This is a genomic window from Methylotuvimicrobium alcaliphilum 20Z (assembly GCF_000968535.2).
Classification (GTDB): domain Bacteria; phylum Pseudomonadota; class Gammaproteobacteria; order Methylococcales; family Methylomonadaceae; genus Methylotuvimicrobium; species Methylotuvimicrobium alcaliphilum.
Genome location: NC_016112.1, coordinates 3,075,625 through 3,095,366 on the forward strand (window position 1 = coordinate 3,075,625; position 19,742 = coordinate 3,095,366).

Below are 19,742 nucleotides of genomic sequence, written 5' to 3' on the forward strand. Positions count from 1 at the left end.
TTAGCCTGCTAGAGATATTTGTAAAACAGCGAACAATGCCGCGACAGCGATTGCCGTAAACAGTAAATGGCACGTCCAGACCGCAATGATTTTAGCGCCTTCGGCGGAAACATAATCCTCGATGACCACTTGCACGCCCAATGCCGCATGGAAGCATACCGCTAAAATCCATAGCGCGATAACAACCGCATTAAGCGGCGCCGACAACCAGGCAATCGTTTCCTGATAGGTCGCTGTGGTAGCCAGCTTAAGCAACATGATCAACCAATACGACAAAGGGATTAAAGCCGCGGCGGTAACGCGCTGCATCCACCAATGTTCGGTTCCGGATTTTGCCGAACCCAAACCGCGCGCTTTCGAAATCGGAGATCGATAGTCCATGTTTGACTCCTAGAGAATAAAAAATGCAAAGGTGGCTGCTGTCAAAACCAGCGAAACGAAAAGCTCGATTAGCGCATACCGGTTCAAGGTGTCGTTCTCGAAACTGCAACCGGCATCCCAAATCAGATGACGAACACCGTGACATAAATGAAAAAACAGCGCATACATAAAGCCCCAAAGTACGATTTGCAGCAAAATCGAATCGGTCATCGCCTGCATTGCCGCGAAGGCTTCGGCGCCGCCGGCAATCGCATAAAGCATGCATAAAAATAGGATCAAGCCTAAAGAGAGCATGACGCCGGTCATGCGATGGGTAATGGAAATGAGGCCCGTCAAGGGCAATCGGTAGACTTGTAGATGAGGGGATAAAGGTCTGTTAGTACTGTTCATAACCGCCGCCTGCTGTTATTGAAAGCCACATACTACCCTTAGCATAGGGAATTTTCCAGGTTAAAAGTCGATACACCGGCCTTTCTTTTCCCAATCGCCGTATCGGGTCGGTTCAGGGCCCGGCGTACCTCCTATTTCGGGAGTAGAATTCGATTGCGTGGAATCCGGCTCTACAGGCCTTTCTTTGTCTTGCTCGTTGGTTTGGCGTTCTTTATTCGGGTCGTTTTTCATGTCGTTTACTCCTAAATTATATAGCGACTTAAGCCAGGTTCATGGCAGAGCGGGTTGAATAACCATACGCATCAAGCTAAAAACGACCAACCCGCATCCCGCTCTTTCCCAAGCTCCAGCTTCCAGAGACCGAAACAACCGCAACCAAACCCGACTTGCTCGTTCAATCTGCCTGATCGTCGGGAAGCTAGAGCTTCCTGAACAGGTTACCCAAGCTGGAGCTTGGGTAACAGCATAAAAGTTTCGACCGTGGCCAAAGCAAGTCGGAACGTTTGGGGCGGGTTGAATAACCCGCCCCGCGCTAGACTTACCGTATTATTCGATTTCCGATTCTTAAACCGGCCTGCAGATAGGGGCGGCAAGATTTTGCCATCGATCCCGTCATGTTATTGACGCAATTAATTCATAACATTGATATAAAAAGATTTTTTACGTTTTGGCACGATCATAGCTGTAATCCTACAAACAAATCTTTATCGAGGATTTAGCCATGCAAAAAAAAGCCGCCAATCTTGCCGTTGTCACTAATAACACATTCGAAGCCTTCAAAGCGGATAATTTGACTCATTATGACATTAGCAGCGCCTTGCAAACCACACTGGAGTTCGATGAATTGGTTCATATCTTCAGCAATAAAATCCAAAATCTGATACCACATAGCGGCTTTGTTTACAGCAACGAAGAATTCGATCTCGAAATCAAAAACGGCATAGTCACTCGAAGCTCATGCTCTTATGCAATGAAAGTCGAAGAACAGCAACTCGGCGAACTAAAATTGATGCGTCGTCAGAAGTTTTCCGAACAAGAATTAACAATGATTGAAACGTTGCTTTGTTGCTTAATTTATCCGCTCAGAAACGCGACCTTATTTCAACAAGCAATGAATCTGGCATTTACCGATGTGCTAACGCAAACACGAAACCGTTCCGCCTTCAATGACATCGTTCGCCGCGAAATACGTCTTGCGCATAGAAACGGCAACCATTTATCGGTGATATTTATCGATATCGACCATTTCAAAAGCATCAACGATAATTATGGACATCAATGCGGCGACCTTGCGTTAACATCTGTCGCCAAATGGATCAATGAAAGCATTAGAAGCAGCGACATCGTGTTTCGTTATGGCGGCGAGGAATTCGTCGTTCTTCTCAGCGAGACCGATTTAGACGGCGCCGAATTGTTGGCGGAAAGAATTCGGCAAAACATCGAAAATCATATCTTCGCTTACGGACTGGAAACAATACGCATGACCGCAAGCCTCGGCACCAGCACATTACGCGGCGACGACACGCTAGATAAATTCATCGACCGTGCCGATCAAGCCATGTACCGAGCCAAACAAACCGGCAGAAACCGAGTCGTTACGGCTTAGTGATGATTTTTCGCCTGAAACCAAAGCGCCAACATCACCAACAAGCTGTTTCCCAAGCTCCAGCTTCACTGCCATTAAGTTAAGGATTTTTCCGTTCGCCCTGAGCCTGTCGAAGGGTGAATGGAAAAATCCTGGGTCGATAAGTTCAGCTGTTTCCCAAGCTCCAGCTTGGGAAACCCAACCCGGAAGCTCCAGCTTCCCGAGACCCTCACCATTGCCGAATCACTTCGATCATCCCTTCTTGACCTAAATAATTTCGCGCACTGGAATAACGCCAATGTTCCGGCTTATCTACATAGCCGCGTTTAACGGGGTTTTGATGAATATATTCCAGCTTTTGACGCATAACCTTCTCTGACTCTATTATTTGCGGATGGCTGCCTTCTTCCCAAACCTGATAGTCACTCTCATGCTTATGTACTCGTTTAAATAATGCCAGTAATTCCAATAACCTATTTGAACGATGCTGTTCAAGATGGGCAATGAGTTGTTTTGCCGTGTATGACTTAAATCGCTGGATATCACGGCTTAAATTTTCGGAAGCGGCAATCAGATGTAAGTGATTTTCAAGGATGACATAACCGTATAGTTGAAAATTGTCATTGCGCTGGAGATAACGCCAGGAGTCAAGCACGATATCGACTAACTTTGGATTTGTGAACAATGGCAGCCAGTGGTTTATTGTTGCTGTCAGGAAATGCGGGCAAGGGTTGGTTAACACTCGATAACTGCTTCTTGGCATGTTTTTGCACCTTAAGTAGAACGGGAAGCTAGAGCTTCCGGAACCGGTTTCCCAAGCTGGAGCTTGGGAAACAGCAAAAATCTGGAGCTTGGGAAACCGCGAATTACGGCTTAGTGATGATTTTTCGCCTGAAACCAAAGCTCCAGCATCATCAAGATCCAAATCAATTCGCCGTAATAGGCCGCATGTATGCTTTGGTGCATCTTAACGGCATGATCGAGAAAATCGGCGCGAAAATAATCGCGCTTTTTCAAGGCGCCGATACTATCGTATGCCAGCTCTTTCAACGGTTGATGGTCCTGCAACCAAATCCCGAACGGCAAACCGAAACCATGCTTGGATTTGTTGATGATGGCTTCGGGCAAAAAACCGCGCATCGCTTGCTTATAAAACCAACGCAATTGCCGTCCTTTCAACTTTTCCGAAGACGGTACCCGACAAGACAAATCCACGATCTCGTTGGTCAGCAACGGATAACGCACCTCGACACCGACCATCTCGCACATTCGGTTGACCTTGACCAGATCATTGTCATGCAAGGTCGTTTTCCAGTCCATGTACAACATACGGTTTAAAGCCGATGCATTTTCAGGACGGTGATAACAATCCCGCAGACTCTGAATCGGCCGGTCGATATCGATGCCTGCCAGAAAATCGCCGGTAAAAATCTCCTGAGCCGGATGTCGGTTCATGAAGTTATAGTCTTGCAAGCGGTCCGGTAACGGCACTTCGGCTTGCTCGACATAGCGCTTGGCTTTAAAAAGAACTTTATTTTTCAGCAGCGCATCGGGCGCATTGTACAGACCGGTTCTCAGAAACGTTCTGGCAAAGCCCGGAATACGATAATAACGGTCGAACAACAATTGTTTCGCATAACGCTCATTGCCCGCGAACAACTCATCGCCGCCGTCGCCGGCCAGCATTACCTGAATGCCGTTCTCTTTAGCCAATTTGGCGCAATAATAAGCCGCCAACGCAGACGAATTACCGAACGGTTCGTCGTAAAACGCGGCAATTTTCGGCACGGCTGCCACGGTATCCTCCGGCGTCACATAGTACTCATGCGGCCGGGTTTTGAAACAATCGACCGCAATACGCGCATACTCGATCTCATCGTAGCCTTCGACCGGAAAACCCATCGTAAAAGTTTTGGCTTGCTCCGGATACACTTTAGACAACGCACCGGCAACGCTCGAACTGTCCAGGCCCCCACTCAAAAACGCGCCGGTCACATTCGAATCGGCAGCCGACTGCCGGACAGCTTCGATGATTTCATTCCGTAACTCTTGTCCCGATTGCTCGAGCGAATAAGCCCCTTGTTCGGAAAAAACCGGCATCCAATAATACTGCAGAGCGATTTTTCCATCTTGATAAGTCAATACTTGCCCGCCCTCCAATTTTTGGACTTGCCGATAAATCGTATGCGGGCTCGGACAATGATGAAAATAAACATAATCGTAAATCGATTGGCGGGAAATCTCCGAACTGACTTCGGGATGCGCAACGACACTATCGGCCGTCGAACCGAACACGATTCCGTTCAGCGTTTGCGCATAATAAAGATTGTTTTGCCCTAGGCGGTCTGTCGCCAACAACAAGCGTTTCTCGTATTCATCGAACAACATCAAGGTAAATGCGCCTTGCATATCCTTGATAAAATCGTCACCTTTAGTTTTATAGTTTTCGACAATCGCTTCTAGCGGACCGAAACCGTGACCGGTAAGCGCAAGCCGGCAATCCCCCTGTTCAAGCGACCGTTTATCATCGGAGACTAAAGCAAGCGATTCGGCTATGCGTATGCCGATCGTTTTTTTAGTCGACTCGGGCGCACAACCTTTCAGCGATTCGGCAAGCTCAGACGCTTGATTTCGATCGATACCGGTACCATACCAGCCAGCAATAAATCCCATTTTTCACCCTTTAATCGATTTCTGTTTTTTCTATAATCTGCTTAAATTCGGCAACCAAAGTATCGACACGGTGATGCCACGCGTTCTGCTCGGCATAATGCCTGATCGCCTGTTTGTCCGGTATTCTAATAAACCCCTAATCGACAAAAAAAGACGAGGCGAGGAGTTTTATGGGTCATGGACAATCATTTTTGAAGCAAACGCTGATAGACATTTTGATAACGGCTTACGCTATAGGCCCAATTCCGTTTTTCCTCGACAAAACGGCGCCCGTTAGCACGAATCGCATCCCATTGGGAACGATTATTCAACAAGCGCAGAACCGTTTGCGCGAGACTTTCAGCATTTCCCGCTGCAAATAAATAACCGGTCTTTTCATCGTCGATCAATTCCTTATGCCCGCCGACATCGGACGCTACGACCAATCGCCCTTGTGCCATCGCCTCCAACGGTTTGAGCGGCGTAACTAAATCAGTCAAACGCATCGACAGGCGCGGATAAACGAAAATATCGACCTGATTGTAATAGCCTTGCACTTGATCGTGCGGCACTCGCCCGGTAAAAACGACCTTGTCCTGCAAACCCAAATCGCGGGCCTTTTGCTTAATCGCGGCATCCTGAGGGCCGCCGCCGACCAACAATAAACGGACATCCGGAATTTCCTTCAGAATCGCGGGCAAGGCATCGAGCAATAAAGGAATGCCTTCATAGGCATAGAACGAACCGATGAATCCCAATACCACCTTATCCACCAATCCCAGTTGTTCGCGCAATGGCAGGTCCGGCTCGACTCCGTAACTGAATTTATCGATATCGACCGCATTCGGAATCACGGTAATTTTGCTATCGGCAACGCCCCGACCGATAATGTCGTTTCGCAGGCCCTCGCAGATCGTCGTCACGGCATCGGCATTTTTAAACACATGGGTTTCCAGAAAATGAGTCACGCGATAACGCAAACTGCCTTCGGTCGTCGATCCGTGATCGACCGCAGCGTCTTCCCAAAACGCGCGGCATTCGTAAACCAATGGAATATTGTGTTTTCGTGCCGCTTTCAGAGCGGCCAATCCGTTCAACGCGGGGGAATGCGCGTGCAAAACATCGGGTTTAATTTCAGGAATGATTTCATCCAAGCGTTTACCGAGCGATTTTACAATCGCCCATTGGTTTACAATCGGCCAATCGGCCCAAAAAAATCGCGGCATCGGCGACCGGTAAAAAAGCAGCCCGTCGACTTCTTCAACCGCTTGCTCGGCGATTTTATGTTTGGCCGAAGTCACATGAAACGTTTGCCAACCGAGTTTTTTTTGTTGTTCTAAAATAGCACGGGTTCTAAAAGTGTAACCGCTATGCAGTGGAATCGAATGATCAAGTATGTGCAGTATTTTCATTTTTTGTTGTTATTCAAACTGGCTTCCCACTTAAAGAGGGACAAAAGCACTAAGGAACGAGCATGAAATAACTTAGACAACGGTTGGAAGGGGATTTGGTGGCTCGATTGACAGGTGTCGGCGGCAGGGATAGCCGCCGTCAAGCCTACACGGATGTATTCACGGCGTCCTGTCAAGCGAGTCACCAAACCGCCACAAAGCCTACTACTTGTATAAGTTATTTTGTGCGTATTCCTAAGGATTAACCTTAAACTATCCCGCGTTAAGTGAGTAGCCTTCAAACTCGACACGGCCATCGATAAGTTTGGAATTTTTTATTAAGTTTAGCCCGAAAATTGCGTCAATATACACTATCTTTTTTAGCAACGAGTCACTTGCACCACAATTTCAAACAAAACTCTCATGAACTTACTATTATTAGGTAAAAACGGACAAGTCGGACGGGAACTTCAACTAACACCTCTGCGGGACGGGTTATTTAACCCGTCTCAACGTTTCTATTTATCCCAAACACCTCTGTGTGCTTAGACATGGTCCTAACGTTTAGGACGGGGCTGTAAGCCCCGTCCTGCCAAGGTAAAATACTTCTGTGGGACTTACCATCCCTGACGGAATGACGCATCATTTCCTTAGATTGGCGCTTATGGTTGCAAACCCGGGTTTGCCAAAAATCCTTATCCTATTAGAGTGAAAAACACCAAACCCTTTCCCAGTAAAATTACAATCAAACCATGCTAATCATCATCACTGCACTACTGACACTATGGATTTTACTAGCCACAATCCTTTTTGTTTGGAAGCGCGATCTATTCCTAAAAACCTGGCAAGAACCTTATTTCGCCGATACGCCGATACGCCGATATTAATCGAAAGCGACGACTGGGGGCCGGGCGGCGATTTTCATGCCAGCCGCCTTGAGGCCCTGTTAAATGCCTTATCCGAACAACAAGACAGCACCGGACGCAGCGCCGTGCTGACCGCAGATGTCGTGCTGGCGGTACCCGATACCGCTGCGCTAGAAAAAGCATCCGGCGGAGAATACCCGAGAAAAATACTCGACCGCGATTTCCCCGGCATTTATCAAATGATGCAAAAAGGCATCGAGAACGACGTATTCGTCCCGCAATTACACGGATTGGAACATCTGAACGGCGATGCCTTCGTTAAACTCTGCCGAAATAACGACCCGCGCACGGCAAATGCACAAGCCGATTCTCACTGGTGGGACTGGGAAACTCTCGACTCGCCTTTGCAAGGGCATTATGTCGATGGCAGCAGCTTACCGACACAAGCGGTCGGCACGGAAAAAGCGCGTAAAATCATCGAAACGGCCACCGAAACCTTTCAACGCTTGTTCGGTTATCCCACTTTAACGACCGTCGCCCCTTGTTATCTCTGGGACGACGACATCGAAGCCGAATGGAGCCGCCATTCGATACAAGCGATTCAAACGGCCGGCTACCGCTGTCCCGAAAGAGCGCACGACGGACGCTATATTCAAGACAAGCAATTGATCAGAACCGGCGATATCAATGCCTTCGGGCAAGTTTATTTAGTCAGAAACGTCATGTTCGAACCGGTCGACGGTAAAAACACGCCGGACAGCGCCTATCAAGAAGCGCTACAAGCCTACCGACAAGCCTTACCCGTTACGATTTCGACCCACCGCTACAACTTCACGCGCACTGAAAACGAATTCGAATTTTCGCTCGCGGGACTGAAGATTCTGTTGAATAAACTGACGGAAAACTTACGCGGAACACGCTTTTTATCCTCGGCCGAATTGGCCGAAGTTCTTCTTGCGCCAAACAGCCCCGTCGTCAATCGCTTCAATCAAAAAACCCTGCTCCCGATTGAACGAATCGAAGGCCCCGCCAAACTCGGCCCGTTTTTATACCGGCTTTATTATCGGCACCCGAAACTTGCCATGATCGGTAAAATAAGCGGTTTAATAGTGCCCGGCTGGCTAATTTGCCAATACACCCCAAAAAAATCCGTTAACTCATGAAAATCAGCGTCGTCATTCCCGCCTATAACAGCGCCGCATTCATTGCAGACGCCGTCCGGAGCATCCTGAACCAATCTCAGCCGGTTGATGAAATCGTCATCGTCGACGACGGCTCGACAGACGATACGCAAACCGTCGTCGAATCGCTATCAGGCCCTATTATTTACATCAATCAGCCAAATCAAGGCCCTTCGACCGCTCGAAACACAGGCATCGATACCGCAAAAAACGATTGGATAGCCTTTCTCGATGCCGACGACCAATGGACGCAGCAAAAGATCGAACGACAATTAAATGTCCTACAAAATTATCCCGAGTTAGTCTTGATCGCCGGCGACATGGCCGAAATCGACAACAGCAACCGGATCATCACCGAATCGGTATTAAACAAACACAATCTGTTGAGCAAATTTCAAGCACTCGAAAACCGCCCTATTCCGAACGCCTTGGCCGAACTCGTCACCAAAAACTTCATCCCGACCGGCACCGTGCTGGTCAAAAAATCGGCGTTGATTGAAGCCGGTTGTTTCAATCCAAACATACGTTTCGGCGAAGATTTGGAATGTTGGAGTAAAATCGCCGCGAAACATCCGATCGCCTGTATGCCCGACATTCTGATGCTGCGCCGACAACAAGGCAACAACGCCACGCAACTAACCGCGCCGCTATTCAACGATCTGGCGAGAGTCATGACCTCGATTCGAAATTACGCGGCAAAAGACCTGTCATTACAGAATATCGACCCCGACCGGCTCGTCGCCGATGCCTATGCCTATGCCGACTTAGGCTATTGGCATTTTAGCGAGTACGATTTGATCACCGCCCGGCAAGCATTTTCGGCCAGTCTCAAAGAAAAGCCCAGTAAACGCGCCCTGCTCTATTGGCTAGCCTGCTTAATGCCAGAAGGAATAATCAAGATGTTGCGCAAAATAAAAAATCTATGACCGACCAAACCAATCAACCTAAAAATCAGTCCTGATTAGCAAGATGCTTCAGCTTGCCGAAGCCAAGTGTCCGAGCGAAGTCCAGTCGTAGCCACTTCTGCGGGACGGGGTTGCAAACCCCGTCCTGCTAGGAAGTCCAGTCGTAGCCATTTCTGCGGGACGGGTTATTTAACCCGTCCCCAACGTTTCGGTTTGCCCTAAACATTTCGACTGACTTCGGCCAAAGTCAAAACGTTTAGGACGGGGTTGCAAACCCCGTCCTGCTAGGGATATGCTGGTTTTTGGGCTTTAGCTGAAGAAACTTGCTAATCAGGACGTTTTTTAATATGTTTACCCTGGTTTTAAGCGCCTTTCTCATAGAACCGGGTAGATACGCTCAGCGAAAATCAGAGGACGATGTCGAGTTCATCTAAAGCTTGAAAAAACCGAGCAATAGATATGCTAAACTCCGCCATAATATCGCGTATTAAGCTCAAACCGTGCCGTGAAAGAAAAATATATCAACCTGTTTACCGACTTCGGTTTCAAAAAAGCGTTTGGCGAAGAGGCCAGTAAAGAGCACTTGATCAGCTTTTTAAATACCCTGCTGCCGGAAAAACACCAAATTCAAGAGTTGCAATTCAATCAAAATGATCGTCAGGGGGCTTCGGCTTTAGACCGCAAAGCGATTTTCGACCTCAGCTGTGTCAGCTCGACCGGCGAATACTTCATTGTAGAATTGCAAAAAGCTAAGCAGAACTTCTTTAAAGATCGTAGCGTGTTTTATGCCACTTTTCCCATTCAACAGCAAGCCGAGCGAGGTGACTGGAATTTTAAGCTGGCTGCGGTTTATACGATCGGCATCCTGGATTTTGTCTTTGATGAAGACGAAAGCCAAGGCCGTCACGAAGTCGTGCATCGGGTCCAATTGAAAAACCAGCATCATCAGGTTTTTTACGACAAATTAACCTTTATTTATTTGACCCTGCCCAATTTTACCAAAACCGAGGATGAACTGGACACTCTGCAAGATAAATGGTTTTACGTGTTCCGCCACCTGCATGAACTGGACGAAATTCCGCCAAGGCTGCGCGAAAGGGTCTTCCTGAGCCTGTTCGAAAAAGCTCGGATCGCCCGCTTTCAACCGGAAGAACGCGACGCCTATGAATCCAGTCTGAAATACTACCGCGATCTAAAAAACGTGATCGACACAGCGAGGGATGAAGGAAGAGAAGAAGGTCGTCTTGATGAAAAACGCAACTTAGCGATCAGAATGATCCGCCGGGAGATGAGCGATGAAGACATAGCAGAATTGACTGGGCTCAGCATCGATGCCATTGCCGAAATACGTGCTAACCCTGCGCATTTCATTTCAGATGAACCTTTAAAAAATCGTGGTCAAGCGCATTAAAATAACTACCAATTAATAAGTAAAAGGGATCGGGTTACTTTTCTTACCGTCGGCGCAATAAAGAATAAGAAGAGTATCGGCGCTTTGGAATGACTGGAAAGATTAGCTTACTGTAAGGCTGACCGCATTCCAATCGCTCCCCATTTGGTGAGCATTCTCAATCCCGCCCACCCTTCGACTAGAATCAGGGCGAACGGTTAATCATTAGTGCTCTTGTCCCGCCTTAAGTGGGAAGCCGAATTTCGGCAGTCGCATAGATCGGGTTAGCGCTAGCCTAACCCGACGTTTTATCCATCGATAATCGGGTTACGGCTCCGATTAACTCGACCTTCCCGGCTTCAGATACACCAGAACAAATAACCGCGTAGCCCAGATGGAGCAACGCGCAATCCGGGGCAATCGAAGCCACGAAAGCTCGTATTCCGCTAACTCTGCATACGGCTACGCAATGCCGGTATGATAGTTTTCGGCGCCCCTTGCGCTATGCTAGACTATCGAATCGACCGGCTTTAACGAATAAATCCGGTTTAAAACACATCCCCCGGAATACCAGGAGCAAGACCATGACCACCGTAACCCGTGATGAAGTTTGGGAAATGTTTCGCGAAGTGGCACGCCGCTTCGAAGAGACCGATAAGCAATTCAAAGAAACCGATCGAAAATTTCAAGAAACTACTAAGCAATTCAAAGAGACCGATCGGAAGTTTCAAGAAACTACTAAGCAATTCAAAGACACCGACCGCAAGTTTCAAGAAACCGACCGTAAATTCCAAAACACCGAACGCCTAGTTAAAGAAGTCAGCAAAAGCATCGGCGACCTGGGCAACCGATTAGGCGAATTCGTACAAGAAATGGTCCGTCCGGCACTCGTGAACTTATTTCGCGAGCGAAACATCGATGTGCATGAAGTCCATCCGAACATCTATGCCGAAAGAAACGGCGAATCGGCCGAAATCGATCTATTGGTCGTTAACGAACAAACCGCGATTGCCGTAGAATGCAAAAGCCAAATGACCATTGACGACGTCAACGAACATTTGAACCGACTGGAAAAATTGAAACGCTTATTGCCAAAATACCGGGATGTCGAACTGATGGGCGCAGTTGCCGCAATGGTCATGCCGAATGACGTTGCCCGCTATGCATACCGCAAAGGCCTATACGTACTCGCCCAAAGCGGCAACACCGTCTTGATCCGCAACGACGGCAAATTTTCACCGAAAATTTGGTAACCATTCAGTCACTGCCATCAAGTTAAGACTTTGGCGGAGGAGGAAGGCTTCATGAAAGCGCTTGTTTTTGCAAATAAGCAAGCATATCGGGATTCTGAACACGCCGATACATATCGGCAACCGACAAAGTCAATCCTACGGATTCAAGCATAAATTCATCGCCTAAAAAATAATGCCGTGACAACCAATCGTTGCTGCGTCTGCAAACTTCGACATCGACAAAATCCTGCTCGATCAAAACCAACTCTTGTAAACATGGAATCGATTGGTAAGCCAAGCGCTTTATCGTTTGATCCATGCGGCGCGTCGATGAAGACAACACTTCGACTAAAACCGTCGGAGACTCCGTGTAATAAGGGTTTTCGGAACGATCCTCACACACCACCATGGCATCGGGATAAAAAAAATTTTCGCCGACTTTAACTTTGACGTTACTGCTATATGCTTCACAGGACGAATTTTGCAATAGTGGTAGTAACTGTGAAAAAACATTAATAATGATGCGCTCATGATTCTTACTGGCACCCGCCATCGCATAAGCAACACCATCGATCAACTCATGCTTGATTTCCGAAGACAGCTCACCCAGCAAATAGTCGTCTTCACTAATGCCCTGTTTAATAGCAACGTTTGATGCCATGACTAACCTCAGGTAATTATTCACACCCCCCCCTATCGTTCCCACGCTCCAGCGTGGGAATGCAGCCCGAGACGCTCTAGCGTCTCGTACCGCTGGAGCGGTACTCAGACATTCCCACGCAGAGCATCACTGCCATTAAGTTAAGGGAAACCCGTCATTCCGCCATGGATTGGCTGAATCCAGTGCCATGGATGGCAGGCTTTTGAGGCACATTCGAGCCTGAATGCCAACATTACTTATTCTGTGACGGCTTAACTTAATGGCAGTGACGCAGAGCATGGGAACGAGAATGGTCGTGGAACTGAATACTCACAACCTCAGTAATTCCCGCCATATCTAAAAAACAATTATAAACACGGCATTAGATCATTGATAAAATGCTTATGTCAAAAGTATCACGAGAGCCGCAATGACCACCGTAACCCGAGATGAAGTCTGGGAAATGTTTCGCGAAGTCGCCCGCCGCTTCGAAGAAACAGACCGAAAATTCAAAGACACCGAACGCCTAGTTAAAGAAGTCAGCAAAAGCATCGGCGATCTAGGCAACCGATTGGGCGACTTCGTACAAGAAATGGTTCGACCGGCACTTGTTAACCTGTTTCGTGAACGCGGCATCGACGTACACGAGGCACACCCGAACATCTATGCCGAAAGAAACGGAGAATCGGCCGAAATCGATCTATTGGTCGTCAACGAACAAACCGCGATTGCCATGGAATGCAAAAGCCAAATGACCATTGACGATGTCAACGAGCATTTGAACCGGCTGGAAAAACTAAAACGATTATTGCCCAAATATCGGGATGTCGAACTAATGGGCGCAGTTGCAGCAATGGTCATGCCGAATGACGTTGCCCGCTATGCTTACCGAAAAGGCCTATACGTACTCGCCCAAAGCGGCAACACCGTCTTAATCCGCAACGACGGCGAATTTTCACCGAAAATTTGGTAACAGATCCATCCACTGTGGAAACTATCGCCAGCTGTAGGATGGGTAGCAGCGAAGCGGAAACCCATCGCTTTGTTTGGGCGCAGGTAAGATTTTAGTAACGCCTTTGGGGCAGATTATTCCGCTGTTTCCCAAGTTCCTGCTTGGAAAACCGATACGTGAAGCTCTAGCTTCGCGATATCAGTAAAAAAGAGGCTAATGTTCCTTCGCTGGCAGCGATTTTATGTATCCAACGAATTTTTAATATGTTTGCCCTGGTTTTAACCGCCTTTCTCATAGAACCGCGTAAATACGCTCAGCGAAAATCAGAGGAAGATGTCGAGTTCATCTAAAGCTTGAAAAAACCGAACAATATATATACTTCGCACGGCCACATTTTCAGTTTTCTGGCGCGCTCTTTTGTCCGGTAGCTGCGTAGCGAAAACAGTTACATAGCTTGCTATGTGCCTGTTTTCGCGCCTTGCTACCGAACAAAATAGCATTGCCATAAAAGCCGAAAATATGACCGTGCAAAGTATATGCTAAACTTCACCATAACAACTCGCATAAAGCTCAAACCGTCCCGTGAAAGAAAAATATATCAACCTGTTTACCGACTTCGGTTTCAAAAAAGCGTTTGGCGAAGAGGCCAGTAAAGAGCACTTGATCAGCTTTTTAAATACCCTGCTGCCGGAAAAACACCAAATTCAAGAGTTGCAATTCAATCAAAATGAACGCCAGGGTGCTTCGGCTTTAGACCGTAAAGCAATTTTCGACCTCAGCTGTGTCAGCTCGACCGGCGAATACTTCATTGTAGAATTGCAAAAGGCTAAGCAGAACTTCTTTAAAGATCGTAGCGTGTTTTATTCCACTTTTCCGATTCAACAGCAAGCCGAGCGAGGTGACTGGAATTTTAAGCTGGCTGCGGTTTATACGATCGGTATCCTGGATTTTGTCTTTGATGAGGACGAAAGCCAAGGCCGTCACGAAGTCGTGCATCGGGTCCAATTGAAAAACCAGCATCATCAGGTTTTTTACGACAAATTAACCTTTATTTATTTGACCTTGCCCAATTTCACCAAAACCGAGGATGAACTGGACACGCTGCAAGATAAATGGTTTTACGTGTTCCGCCACCTGCATGAACTGGACGAAATTCCGCCAAGGCTGCGCGAAAGGGTCTTCCTGAGCCTGTTCGAAAAAGCTCGGATCGCCCGCTTTCAACCGGAAGAACGCGACGCCTATGAATCCAGTCTGAAATACTACCGCGATCTCAAAAACGTAATCGATACAGCGAGGGATGAAGGTAGGGAAGAAGGAAGAGAAGAAGGAATTGAAAAAGGAAGAGAAGAAGGCCGGCTAGATGAAAAACGCAACTTAGCGATCAGAATGATCCGCCGGGAGATGAGCGATGAAGACATAGCCGAACTGACTGGACTCAGCATGGATGTCATTGCCGAAATACGGGCTAACCTTGCGCATTTCATTTCAGATGAACCCTTATAAAAGTCGTGGTCAAGCGCATTAAAATAACTACCAAGTTAATAAGTAAAAGGGATCGGGTTCTGAGGTATCCCCTCAAAACGCTCGTTCCCATGCTCTGCGTGGGAATGCCGCTTTAGACGCTCTGCGTCGACTGCGGCGGGCAATTGGACTAAGGAATATACTTGCTCTTGTCGGGATTATCGACCTCTGGGGACGCAGAGCGTCCCGGGATGCATTCCCACGCAGAGCGTAGGAACGATGAAAAAACGATTATTGCCCAAATATCGGGATGTCGAACTAATGGGCGCAGTTGCAGCAATGGTCATGCCGAATGACGTTGCCCGCTATGCTTACCGAAAAGGCCTATACGTACTCGCCCAAAGCGGCAACACCGTCTTGATCCGCAACGACGGCAAATTTTCACCGAAAATTTGGTAACAGCTCCATCCACTGTGGAAACAATCCCCAGCTGTAAGATGGGTAGCAGCGAAGCGGAAACTCATCGCTTTGTTTGGGCGCAGGTACGATTTTAGTAACGCCTTTGGGGCAGATTATTCTGCTGTTTCCCAAGTTCCTGCTTGGGAAACCGATACCTGAAGCTCTAGCTTCGCGCTACCAGTGAAAAAGAGGCTAATGTTCCTTCGCCGGCAGCGATTACAGGAAAGCCAAATTCAACCGGTCGAGTAGGTCTCGGGAAGCCAGAGCTTCCGGTTTTGCTCCAAGCTAGAGCTTGGGAAGGAGAAAAATGAGATGGATTTCGCTCGTTCCCAAGCTCCTGAGACTGTGAAAGTATTGGCGAATACATCGTAAAAAAATTATTCACCATGAAGAACATGAACCTAAAAAGAGCAGTTGAAAGCTTCAAACTACCGTTCGCCCTGAGCCCTGTCGAAGGGTGAACGGTAGTTTGAGGCTTCACCAATCCGGCGTGAGTGTTTTAGACCCTTCATGCTTCGACTTGGCTCAGCACGAACGGTCTACAACACTTATCAACTGCTCTTTTTAGGATGAAGTAACATGAAGAAAAAAGCATGGAATATCAACGAGCTAATCCTTCATGTCACTTCATGCACTTTATGGTTAGTTCGTAATATTGAATACTTTCACAGTCTCAGGGTAAGTATTCAGACCCCGTTGGCAAATTACCGCAATTCAGGCGTATTTGTTGCCCTCATAAGCGCCAACTTAGTGCCTATTCTATGGTGCGTTTATGGCTTTATTCGTCATATCGGTATGGGTTGTCGATATCCATGTTGCATGGATGTGGTGCTACGCATTGCCATCCGTGGCCCTGGATTCCGCCAATCCCTGGCGGAATGACGAGTTCCTTCCTTAAGTTGGCGCTTATGTTTGTTGCCCTCCCCCTTTGAAAAAGGGGATTGAGGGGGATTTATTTTAAAAAATCTCCCCTAGCCCCTCTTTTTCAAAGAGGGGGACTGAATATTTATGTCTCAGGAGCTAGGGAAACAGCGGATTTAAATAGTCGCTTGATGCGGTAACCTTGAGGCCTAAGGCTAAAAAATAAAAGAGGTTAAGCCCCTGAAAAGCTGGAGTTTATGATATGCGACTTACCACGCAAATGATTAAAGTGATTGTCGATAAAGCTAAATCGATTGTAGGCGATGATGTTGCAATTTGGGTGTTTGGCTCCAGAGTCAACGATGAATTGCGTGGAGGAGATATCGATCTGCTAATCGAAGTGAATCGTAAATTAGAGAATCGAGTGGCTTCAGCTTGCCAAATAGGCGCAAAAATTCAAATGGTCTTAGGCGAACAGCGCCTGGATATTCTCGTTAAAGACATCGATACCGCAAATTTGCCAATTCATGATGTGGCCAAGAAGCAGGGAATCAGATTATGTTGACCGATGATATAGAGCCCTTAGTTAATTAGAATATGGCAGCACCTTGCTAGCCTGAGCTGAAGTGCAATTTATGTAGCTTTATTAGCTACCGGCTCTATAAAGTTCTTAAGCTACGGACTCTAGCGAGCATCGTATCAAAAGAATGTAAACACCTAGAACAAACTACCAGTCGGCTGTTTGCTCAAGATGATTGGAGCTGGATTAGCCGTTTAGAGCAAGATATAGATCTCTCTGAAAGAGTCGAGCATTCGTCGGTCGATTCGGTCGTCTCCAAGATACTTTAGGCGATAAGTTGATTCCTTTAGTGTTGGTGATTGAAGAGGAAACCTTAGGCACTGCGCTTGATAATTTGGGCCGAGCTGAACGTTTGGGCTGGCTGCCTAGCGTGGCCGATTGGTCTGAGGCGCGAGGATTGAGAAACCGAATGGTACATGAATATATGACAGATCCGGAAGAATTTCGGTTAGCGTTGGCACGCGGCAGGGACTTAGTCCCGATGCTTCTAGAAACAGCAACTAATACTCTGTCCTTTTTGAAATCTAAAAATTATATTAGCCACGCGCCGCAGGATACATAACCATTGTGTATACTTCATCCTTAAATTTTAATAACGGTCATTATTGTCTGCTTGAATTGCGGTGATGATCTTTCGAAATGTCCGGACAGCCCTCGTCATTCCGCCATGGACTGGCGGAATCCAGCGCCATGGATGGCAGGCTTTTGAGGTACATTCGCTCGTTCCCAAGCTCGTTGCTTGGGAACGCAGTTCGAGAAGCTCCAGCTTCTCGAAACCGGTAAGCAAAAACTAACGTGAAGACTTACCAAACCCAAATTTAAGAAACATCACCTCTTACACACAAAACACCATCTACTAATTTCGACTACAATAAAAACCGTAAAAAAATGACCGAATGGCGAATAAAACATGCCAACCCTGCCCCCAGACAAATGCAAAATACCCAACTCGGAGCACTGGCCGACCAATTATGGGAACAGGATAGCCTTGATAAACTGCAGAGGGGAGTGGCTTAAACATACCGACTTGTAAATGTTTCGCAAGAAATGAACGGTATTAACTTCAGCTTAGATCGCTAAACAACCCAACGGCAAAACATCAAAACATCAAAACATCAAAACATCAAAACAATTGAGCTATACGGTGCCATTCAAACACAGAATCTAATGCCAAATATGACGAACTTGCCAACTAACCGAGAAACCGATCATGCCGACCATAACATCAAACATCACGCGCGTGAGCAAAGCTATACTGACCAATATTTTTGCGGGATTAGCGCCAAAAGCCTACATGCGTTATACCCATGAAACAGGGCGGGGTTTGCAAGAAGAAGGCAGTGGCGATATCACGACCTACTTTTTTCAATGTTATGAAGACTATCTGCGATATCTCGATCTAACCGACGATTCAATCAAAGACTATCTCAACAATAAAGTATTGCTAGAATACGGCCCCGGCGACCTGCCCGGCATGGCCTTGATTTTTTATGCCAAAGGTGCCAATAAAGTCTACTGCGTCGACCGCTTCCCTCTCCTTTCGTTCTCAGCCTTCAATAGCGAAGCACTGCAAACCATTATCGATAAACTGTCACCGGACGAACAGCAAAGAGCAAAAAACTGTTTCAAGGAATTCGGCAATCCCGGTTCCGGCTTAAAACCGGAATGCATCGAGTACATCACGCACAAAAAAGGCTTGTCGCAACTCGACCAAGCCATCGATCTGATCTACTCCCGAGCAGTACTTGAACACGTCAATAGCTTGCCGGAAACCTTTCAAGACATGTATCGTGCATTAAAACCATCCGGCATCGCATTGCATAAAGTCGACCTGAAAAGCCACGGACTGCACCAAGAAAATCCACTGGATTTTCTGACTTGGCCGGACTACCTTTGGAACATCATGTATTGCAACAAAGGGGTACCGAACCGTTATCGAATCGACAAATATAGAAAAGTCATCGGTCAAACTGCTTTCAAAATCGAACTGCTGGAAGCCGTTGAGGAATGCGACGAGGAAACAGCGCAAAAAATCAAACCGAAGCTTGCGAAAAAATTTAGCGATATTAGTATCGTGGATCTCAAATGGTTAAGCTTCTGGATGCGGGTAAAAAAGCGATAACACCGATAGCTAACTAGGCAAAGCTTGATACCATGCAACCAAAATATCAATAACCTCATCATGACAACATTCGTTCATCAACTGCTAAGAGAAAGCGCCAAAAACACCCCTACTGCGTCGGCCCTGATTACCAAAAAGCTTCAGCCAATGGCCAGGTTAAGAACACTACCCCGAAGCGGTAATTAAACAGGGCACTCATTTTTCTAATTGGAAACTACGGTTGAAGCGGTATTCGAACTCAGCCATATAGCGGGGTAAATGTTTCGGGTTCAGTGTGTGATATGTACCATGCAAGGCATTTTTAATATTACCCAGCATCGTGTTGATCCAATAAAACGCCAGTAGCTCAACACTGCCAGCACCACCGCCCGTCACAATGACCTCATGTTAGAGGCCGGCTGCATCAACGCCGTTGAAAGCCGTTAACCCATCGGTGATCAGATGACTGCCCTGTTGGATCTGCTGTTCGCTCCAACGCTTGATTTCCCGTTTTTGAGAGCCTTTGACAGGGTTCATTTTGATGCAAACAGGTCGCCCCGCCTCGGTCGTTACAACAGCCGCCACGAACGGCGTTTTGTTTTCAAGGCTTGGAATTCTGTCAAACTGATGGCTTTTTGAAATTGGACTTTGTTCTTGTTCATCTCTGCCTCATTGTATTTCATAGTCTTAACTAACCCGATCAACTCCTGATTAA

Annotated in this window: 18 protein-coding genes and 1 pseudogene; 11 read left to right on the forward strand and 8 right to left on the reverse strand. The window is 47.1% G+C overall.

Translation table 11 applies throughout. From position 1 onward, the window contains the following. Genes sdhD through MEALZ_RS22030 form a run of 3 tightly spaced genes read right to left on the reverse strand, consistent with a single transcriptional unit; the run spans position 1 to position 1,002 of the window. On the reverse strand, positions 1 to 381 hold the full coding sequence (gene sdhD / locus MEALZ_RS13090; RefSeq protein WP_014149122.1) for a succinate dehydrogenase, hydrophobic membrane anchor protein: 381 nt from the start codon (positions 379 to 381) through the stop codon (positions 1 to 3). A gap of 9 nt (positions 382 to 390) precedes the next feature. Continuing rightward, complete coding sequence (gene sdhC, locus MEALZ_RS13095; RefSeq protein WP_014149123.1) at positions 391 to 771, reverse strand: succinate dehydrogenase, cytochrome b556 subunit; 381 nt, start codon at positions 769 to 771, stop codon at positions 391 to 393. Between the two features lie 60 nt (positions 772 to 831). Next, on the reverse strand, positions 832 to 1,002 hold the full coding sequence (locus MEALZ_RS22030; protein WP_014149124.1) for a DUF1674 domain-containing protein: 171 nt from the start codon (positions 1,000 to 1,002) through the stop codon (positions 832 to 834). 490 nt (positions 1,003 to 1,492) lie between these two features. On the opposite strand from MEALZ_RS22030, the gene MEALZ_RS13100 reads away from it, so the two are divergent. Continuing rightward, positions 1,493 to 2,377, forward strand: a complete 885-nt coding sequence (locus tag MEALZ_RS13100; protein WP_014149125.1) for a GGDEF domain-containing protein — start codon at positions 1,493 to 1,495, stop codon at positions 2,375 to 2,377. 208 nt (positions 2,378 to 2,585) lie between these two features. On the opposite strand, the gene MEALZ_RS13105 is transcribed toward MEALZ_RS13100, so the two are convergent. The 3 genes from MEALZ_RS13105 to MEALZ_RS13115 all read right to left on the reverse strand — a co-directional run bounded on the left by MEALZ_RS13105 (position 2,586) and on the right by MEALZ_RS13115 (position 6,420). Then, the gene (locus MEALZ_RS13105; RefSeq protein WP_014149126.1) at positions 2,586 to 3,119 is read right to left on the reverse strand and encodes an REP-associated tyrosine transposase; all 534 of its coding nucleotides are present in this window, start codon (positions 3,117 to 3,119) and stop codon (positions 2,586 to 2,588) included. Between the two features lie 110 nt (positions 3,120 to 3,229). Further along, on the reverse strand, positions 3,230 to 5,029 hold the full coding sequence (locus MEALZ_RS13110; RefSeq protein WP_014149127.1) for an asparagine synthetase B family protein: 1,800 nt from the start codon (positions 5,027 to 5,029) through the stop codon (positions 3,230 to 3,232). Between the two features lie 185 nt (positions 5,030 to 5,214). Continuing rightward, positions 5,215 to 6,420 carry a TIGR04063 family PEP-CTERM/XrtA system glycosyltransferase gene (locus MEALZ_RS13115; protein WP_014149128.1) on the reverse strand — a complete coding sequence of 402 codons (1,206 nt, stop codon included), beginning with the start codon at positions 6,418 to 6,420 and terminating at the stop codon, positions 5,215 to 5,217. Positions 6,421 to 7,183: 763 nt separating this feature from the next. On the opposite strand from MEALZ_RS13115, the gene MEALZ_RS13120 reads away from it, so the two are divergent. From MEALZ_RS13120 to MEALZ_RS13135, 4 genes are all read left to right on the forward strand, one after another. Then, positions 7,184 to 8,428 carry a hypothetical protein gene (locus MEALZ_RS13120; protein ID WP_014149130.1) on the forward strand — a complete coding sequence of 415 codons (1,245 nt, stop codon included), beginning with the start codon at positions 7,184 to 7,186 and terminating at the stop codon, positions 8,426 to 8,428. Beyond that, positions 8,425 to 9,372, forward strand: a complete 948-nt coding sequence (locus tag MEALZ_RS13125; protein ID WP_014149131.1) for a glycosyltransferase family 2 protein — start codon at positions 8,425 to 8,427, stop codon at positions 9,370 to 9,372. Before MEALZ_RS13120 ends, MEALZ_RS13125 begins: the two co-directional genes overlap by 4 nt. A 484-nt stretch (positions 9,373 to 9,856) precedes the next feature. Continuing rightward, positions 9,857 to 10,762: an Rpn family recombination-promoting nuclease/putative transposase gene (locus MEALZ_RS13130; RefSeq protein ID WP_014149132.1), complete on the forward strand. Its 906-nt coding sequence runs from the start codon at positions 9,857 to 9,859 to the stop codon at positions 10,760 to 10,762. A 563-nt stretch (positions 10,763 to 11,325) separates the two neighbouring features. Continuing rightward, positions 11,326 to 11,994 (forward strand): hypothetical protein, encoded by a 669-nt coding sequence (locus tag MEALZ_RS13135; protein ID WP_014149133.1) that lies wholly within the window; start codon positions 11,326 to 11,328, stop codon positions 11,992 to 11,994. 49 nt (positions 11,995 to 12,043) lie between these two features. On the opposite strand, the gene MEALZ_RS13140 is transcribed toward MEALZ_RS13135, so the two are convergent. After that, a complete protein-coding gene (locus tag MEALZ_RS13140; RefSeq protein WP_014149134.1) occupies positions 12,044 to 12,634 on the reverse strand; it encodes a Uma2 family endonuclease in 591 nt (196 codons plus the stop codon). A 409-nt stretch (positions 12,635 to 13,043) separates the two neighbouring features. Between MEALZ_RS13140 and MEALZ_RS13145 the strand changes: the two genes are divergently transcribed. The 6 genes from MEALZ_RS13145 to MEALZ_RS13170 all read left to right on the forward strand — a co-directional run bounded on the left by MEALZ_RS13145 (position 13,044) and on the right by MEALZ_RS13170 (position 19,048). Then, the gene (locus MEALZ_RS13145) at positions 13,044 to 13,586 is read left to right on the forward strand and encodes a hypothetical protein (protein ID WP_014149135.1); all 543 of its coding nucleotides are present in this window, start codon (positions 13,044 to 13,046) and stop codon (positions 13,584 to 13,586) included. Positions 13,587 to 14,147: 561 nt separating this feature from the next. Next, positions 14,148 to 15,068 (forward strand): Rpn family recombination-promoting nuclease/putative transposase, encoded by a 921-nt coding sequence (locus MEALZ_RS13150; protein ID WP_014149136.1) that lies wholly within the window; start codon positions 14,148 to 14,150, stop codon positions 15,066 to 15,068. Between the two features lie 237 nt (positions 15,069 to 15,305). Next, the gene (locus tag MEALZ_RS13155) at positions 15,306 to 15,485 is read left to right on the forward strand and encodes a hypothetical protein (RefSeq protein WP_014149137.1); all 180 of its coding nucleotides are present in this window, start codon (positions 15,306 to 15,308) and stop codon (positions 15,483 to 15,485) included. 579 nt (positions 15,486 to 16,064) lie between these two features. Further along, on the forward strand, positions 16,065 to 16,367 hold the full coding sequence (locus MEALZ_RS22755) for a hypothetical protein (RefSeq protein WP_162472959.1): 303 nt from the start codon (positions 16,065 to 16,067) through the stop codon (positions 16,365 to 16,367). A 259-nt stretch (positions 16,368 to 16,626) separates the two neighbouring features. Further along, positions 16,627 to 16,911 (forward strand): nucleotidyltransferase domain-containing protein, encoded by a 285-nt coding sequence (locus tag MEALZ_RS13160; RefSeq protein WP_223842304.1) that lies wholly within the window; start codon positions 16,627 to 16,629, stop codon positions 16,909 to 16,911. A gap of 1,225 nt (positions 16,912 to 18,136) precedes the next feature. Next, positions 18,137 to 19,048, forward strand: coding sequence for a methyltransferase domain-containing protein (locus MEALZ_RS13170; RefSeq protein WP_014149140.1), 912 nt, complete (start codon positions 18,137 to 18,139; stop codon positions 19,046 to 19,048). Positions 19,049 to 19,243: 195 nt separating this feature from the next. Here the strand turns inward: MEALZ_RS13170 and MEALZ_RS23475 are convergent. Next, positions 19,244 to 19,669 (reverse strand): annotated as a pseudogene (locus tag MEALZ_RS23475) (IS1595 family transposase). Positions 19,670 to 19,742: the final 73 nt, after the last annotated feature.

Excerpts from the sequence above, each read along its gene's own strand:
- sdhD (WP_014149122.1), bottom strand. The coding sequence starts at position 381 with ATGGACTATCGATCTCCGATTTCGAAAGCGCGCGGTTTGGGTTCGGCA.
- sdhC (WP_014149123.1), bottom strand. The coding sequence starts at position 771 with ATGAACAGTACTAACAGACCTTTATCCCCTCATCTACAAGTCTACCGA.
- MEALZ_RS22030 (WP_014149124.1), bottom strand. The coding sequence starts at position 1,002 with ATGAAAAACGACCCGAATAAAGAACGCCAAACCAACGAGCAAGACAAA.
- MEALZ_RS13100 (WP_014149125.1), top strand. The coding sequence starts at position 1,493 with ATGCAAAAAAAAGCCGCCAATCTTGCCGTTGTCACTAATAACACATTC.
- MEALZ_RS13105 (WP_014149126.1), bottom strand. The coding sequence starts at position 3,119 with ATGCCAAGAAGCAGTTATCGAGTGTTAACCAACCCTTGCCCGCATTTC.
- MEALZ_RS13110 (WP_014149127.1), bottom strand. The coding sequence starts at position 5,029 with ATGGGATTTATTGCTGGCTGGTATGGTACCGGTATCGATCGAAATCAA.
- MEALZ_RS13115 (WP_014149128.1), bottom strand. The coding sequence starts at position 6,420 with ATGAAAATACTGCACATACTTGATCATTCGATTCCACTGCATAGCGGT.
- MEALZ_RS13120 (WP_014149130.1), top strand. The coding sequence starts at position 7,184 with ATGGATTTTACTAGCCACAATCCTTTTTGTTTGGAAGCGCGATCTATT.
- MEALZ_RS13125 (WP_014149131.1), top strand. The coding sequence starts at position 8,425 with ATGAAAATCAGCGTCGTCATTCCCGCCTATAACAGCGCCGCATTCATT.
- MEALZ_RS13135 (WP_014149133.1), top strand. The coding sequence starts at position 11,326 with ATGACCACCGTAACCCGTGATGAAGTTTGGGAAATGTTTCGCGAAGTG.
- MEALZ_RS13140 (WP_014149134.1), bottom strand. The coding sequence starts at position 12,634 with ATGGCATCAAACGTTGCTATTAAACAGGGCATTAGTGAAGACGACTAT.
- MEALZ_RS13145 (WP_014149135.1), top strand. The coding sequence starts at position 13,044 with ATGACCACCGTAACCCGAGATGAAGTCTGGGAAATGTTTCGCGAAGTC.
- MEALZ_RS13155 (WP_014149137.1), top strand. The coding sequence starts at position 15,306 with ATGAAAAAACGATTATTGCCCAAATATCGGGATGTCGAACTAATGGGC.
- MEALZ_RS22755 (WP_162472959.1), top strand. The coding sequence starts at position 16,065 with ATGAAGAAAAAAGCATGGAATATCAACGAGCTAATCCTTCATGTCACT.
- MEALZ_RS13160 (WP_223842304.1), top strand. The coding sequence starts at position 16,627 with ATGATTAAAGTGATTGTCGATAAAGCTAAATCGATTGTAGGCGATGAT.
- MEALZ_RS13170 (WP_014149140.1), top strand. The coding sequence starts at position 18,137 with ATGCCGACCATAACATCAAACATCACGCGCGTGAGCAAAGCTATACTG.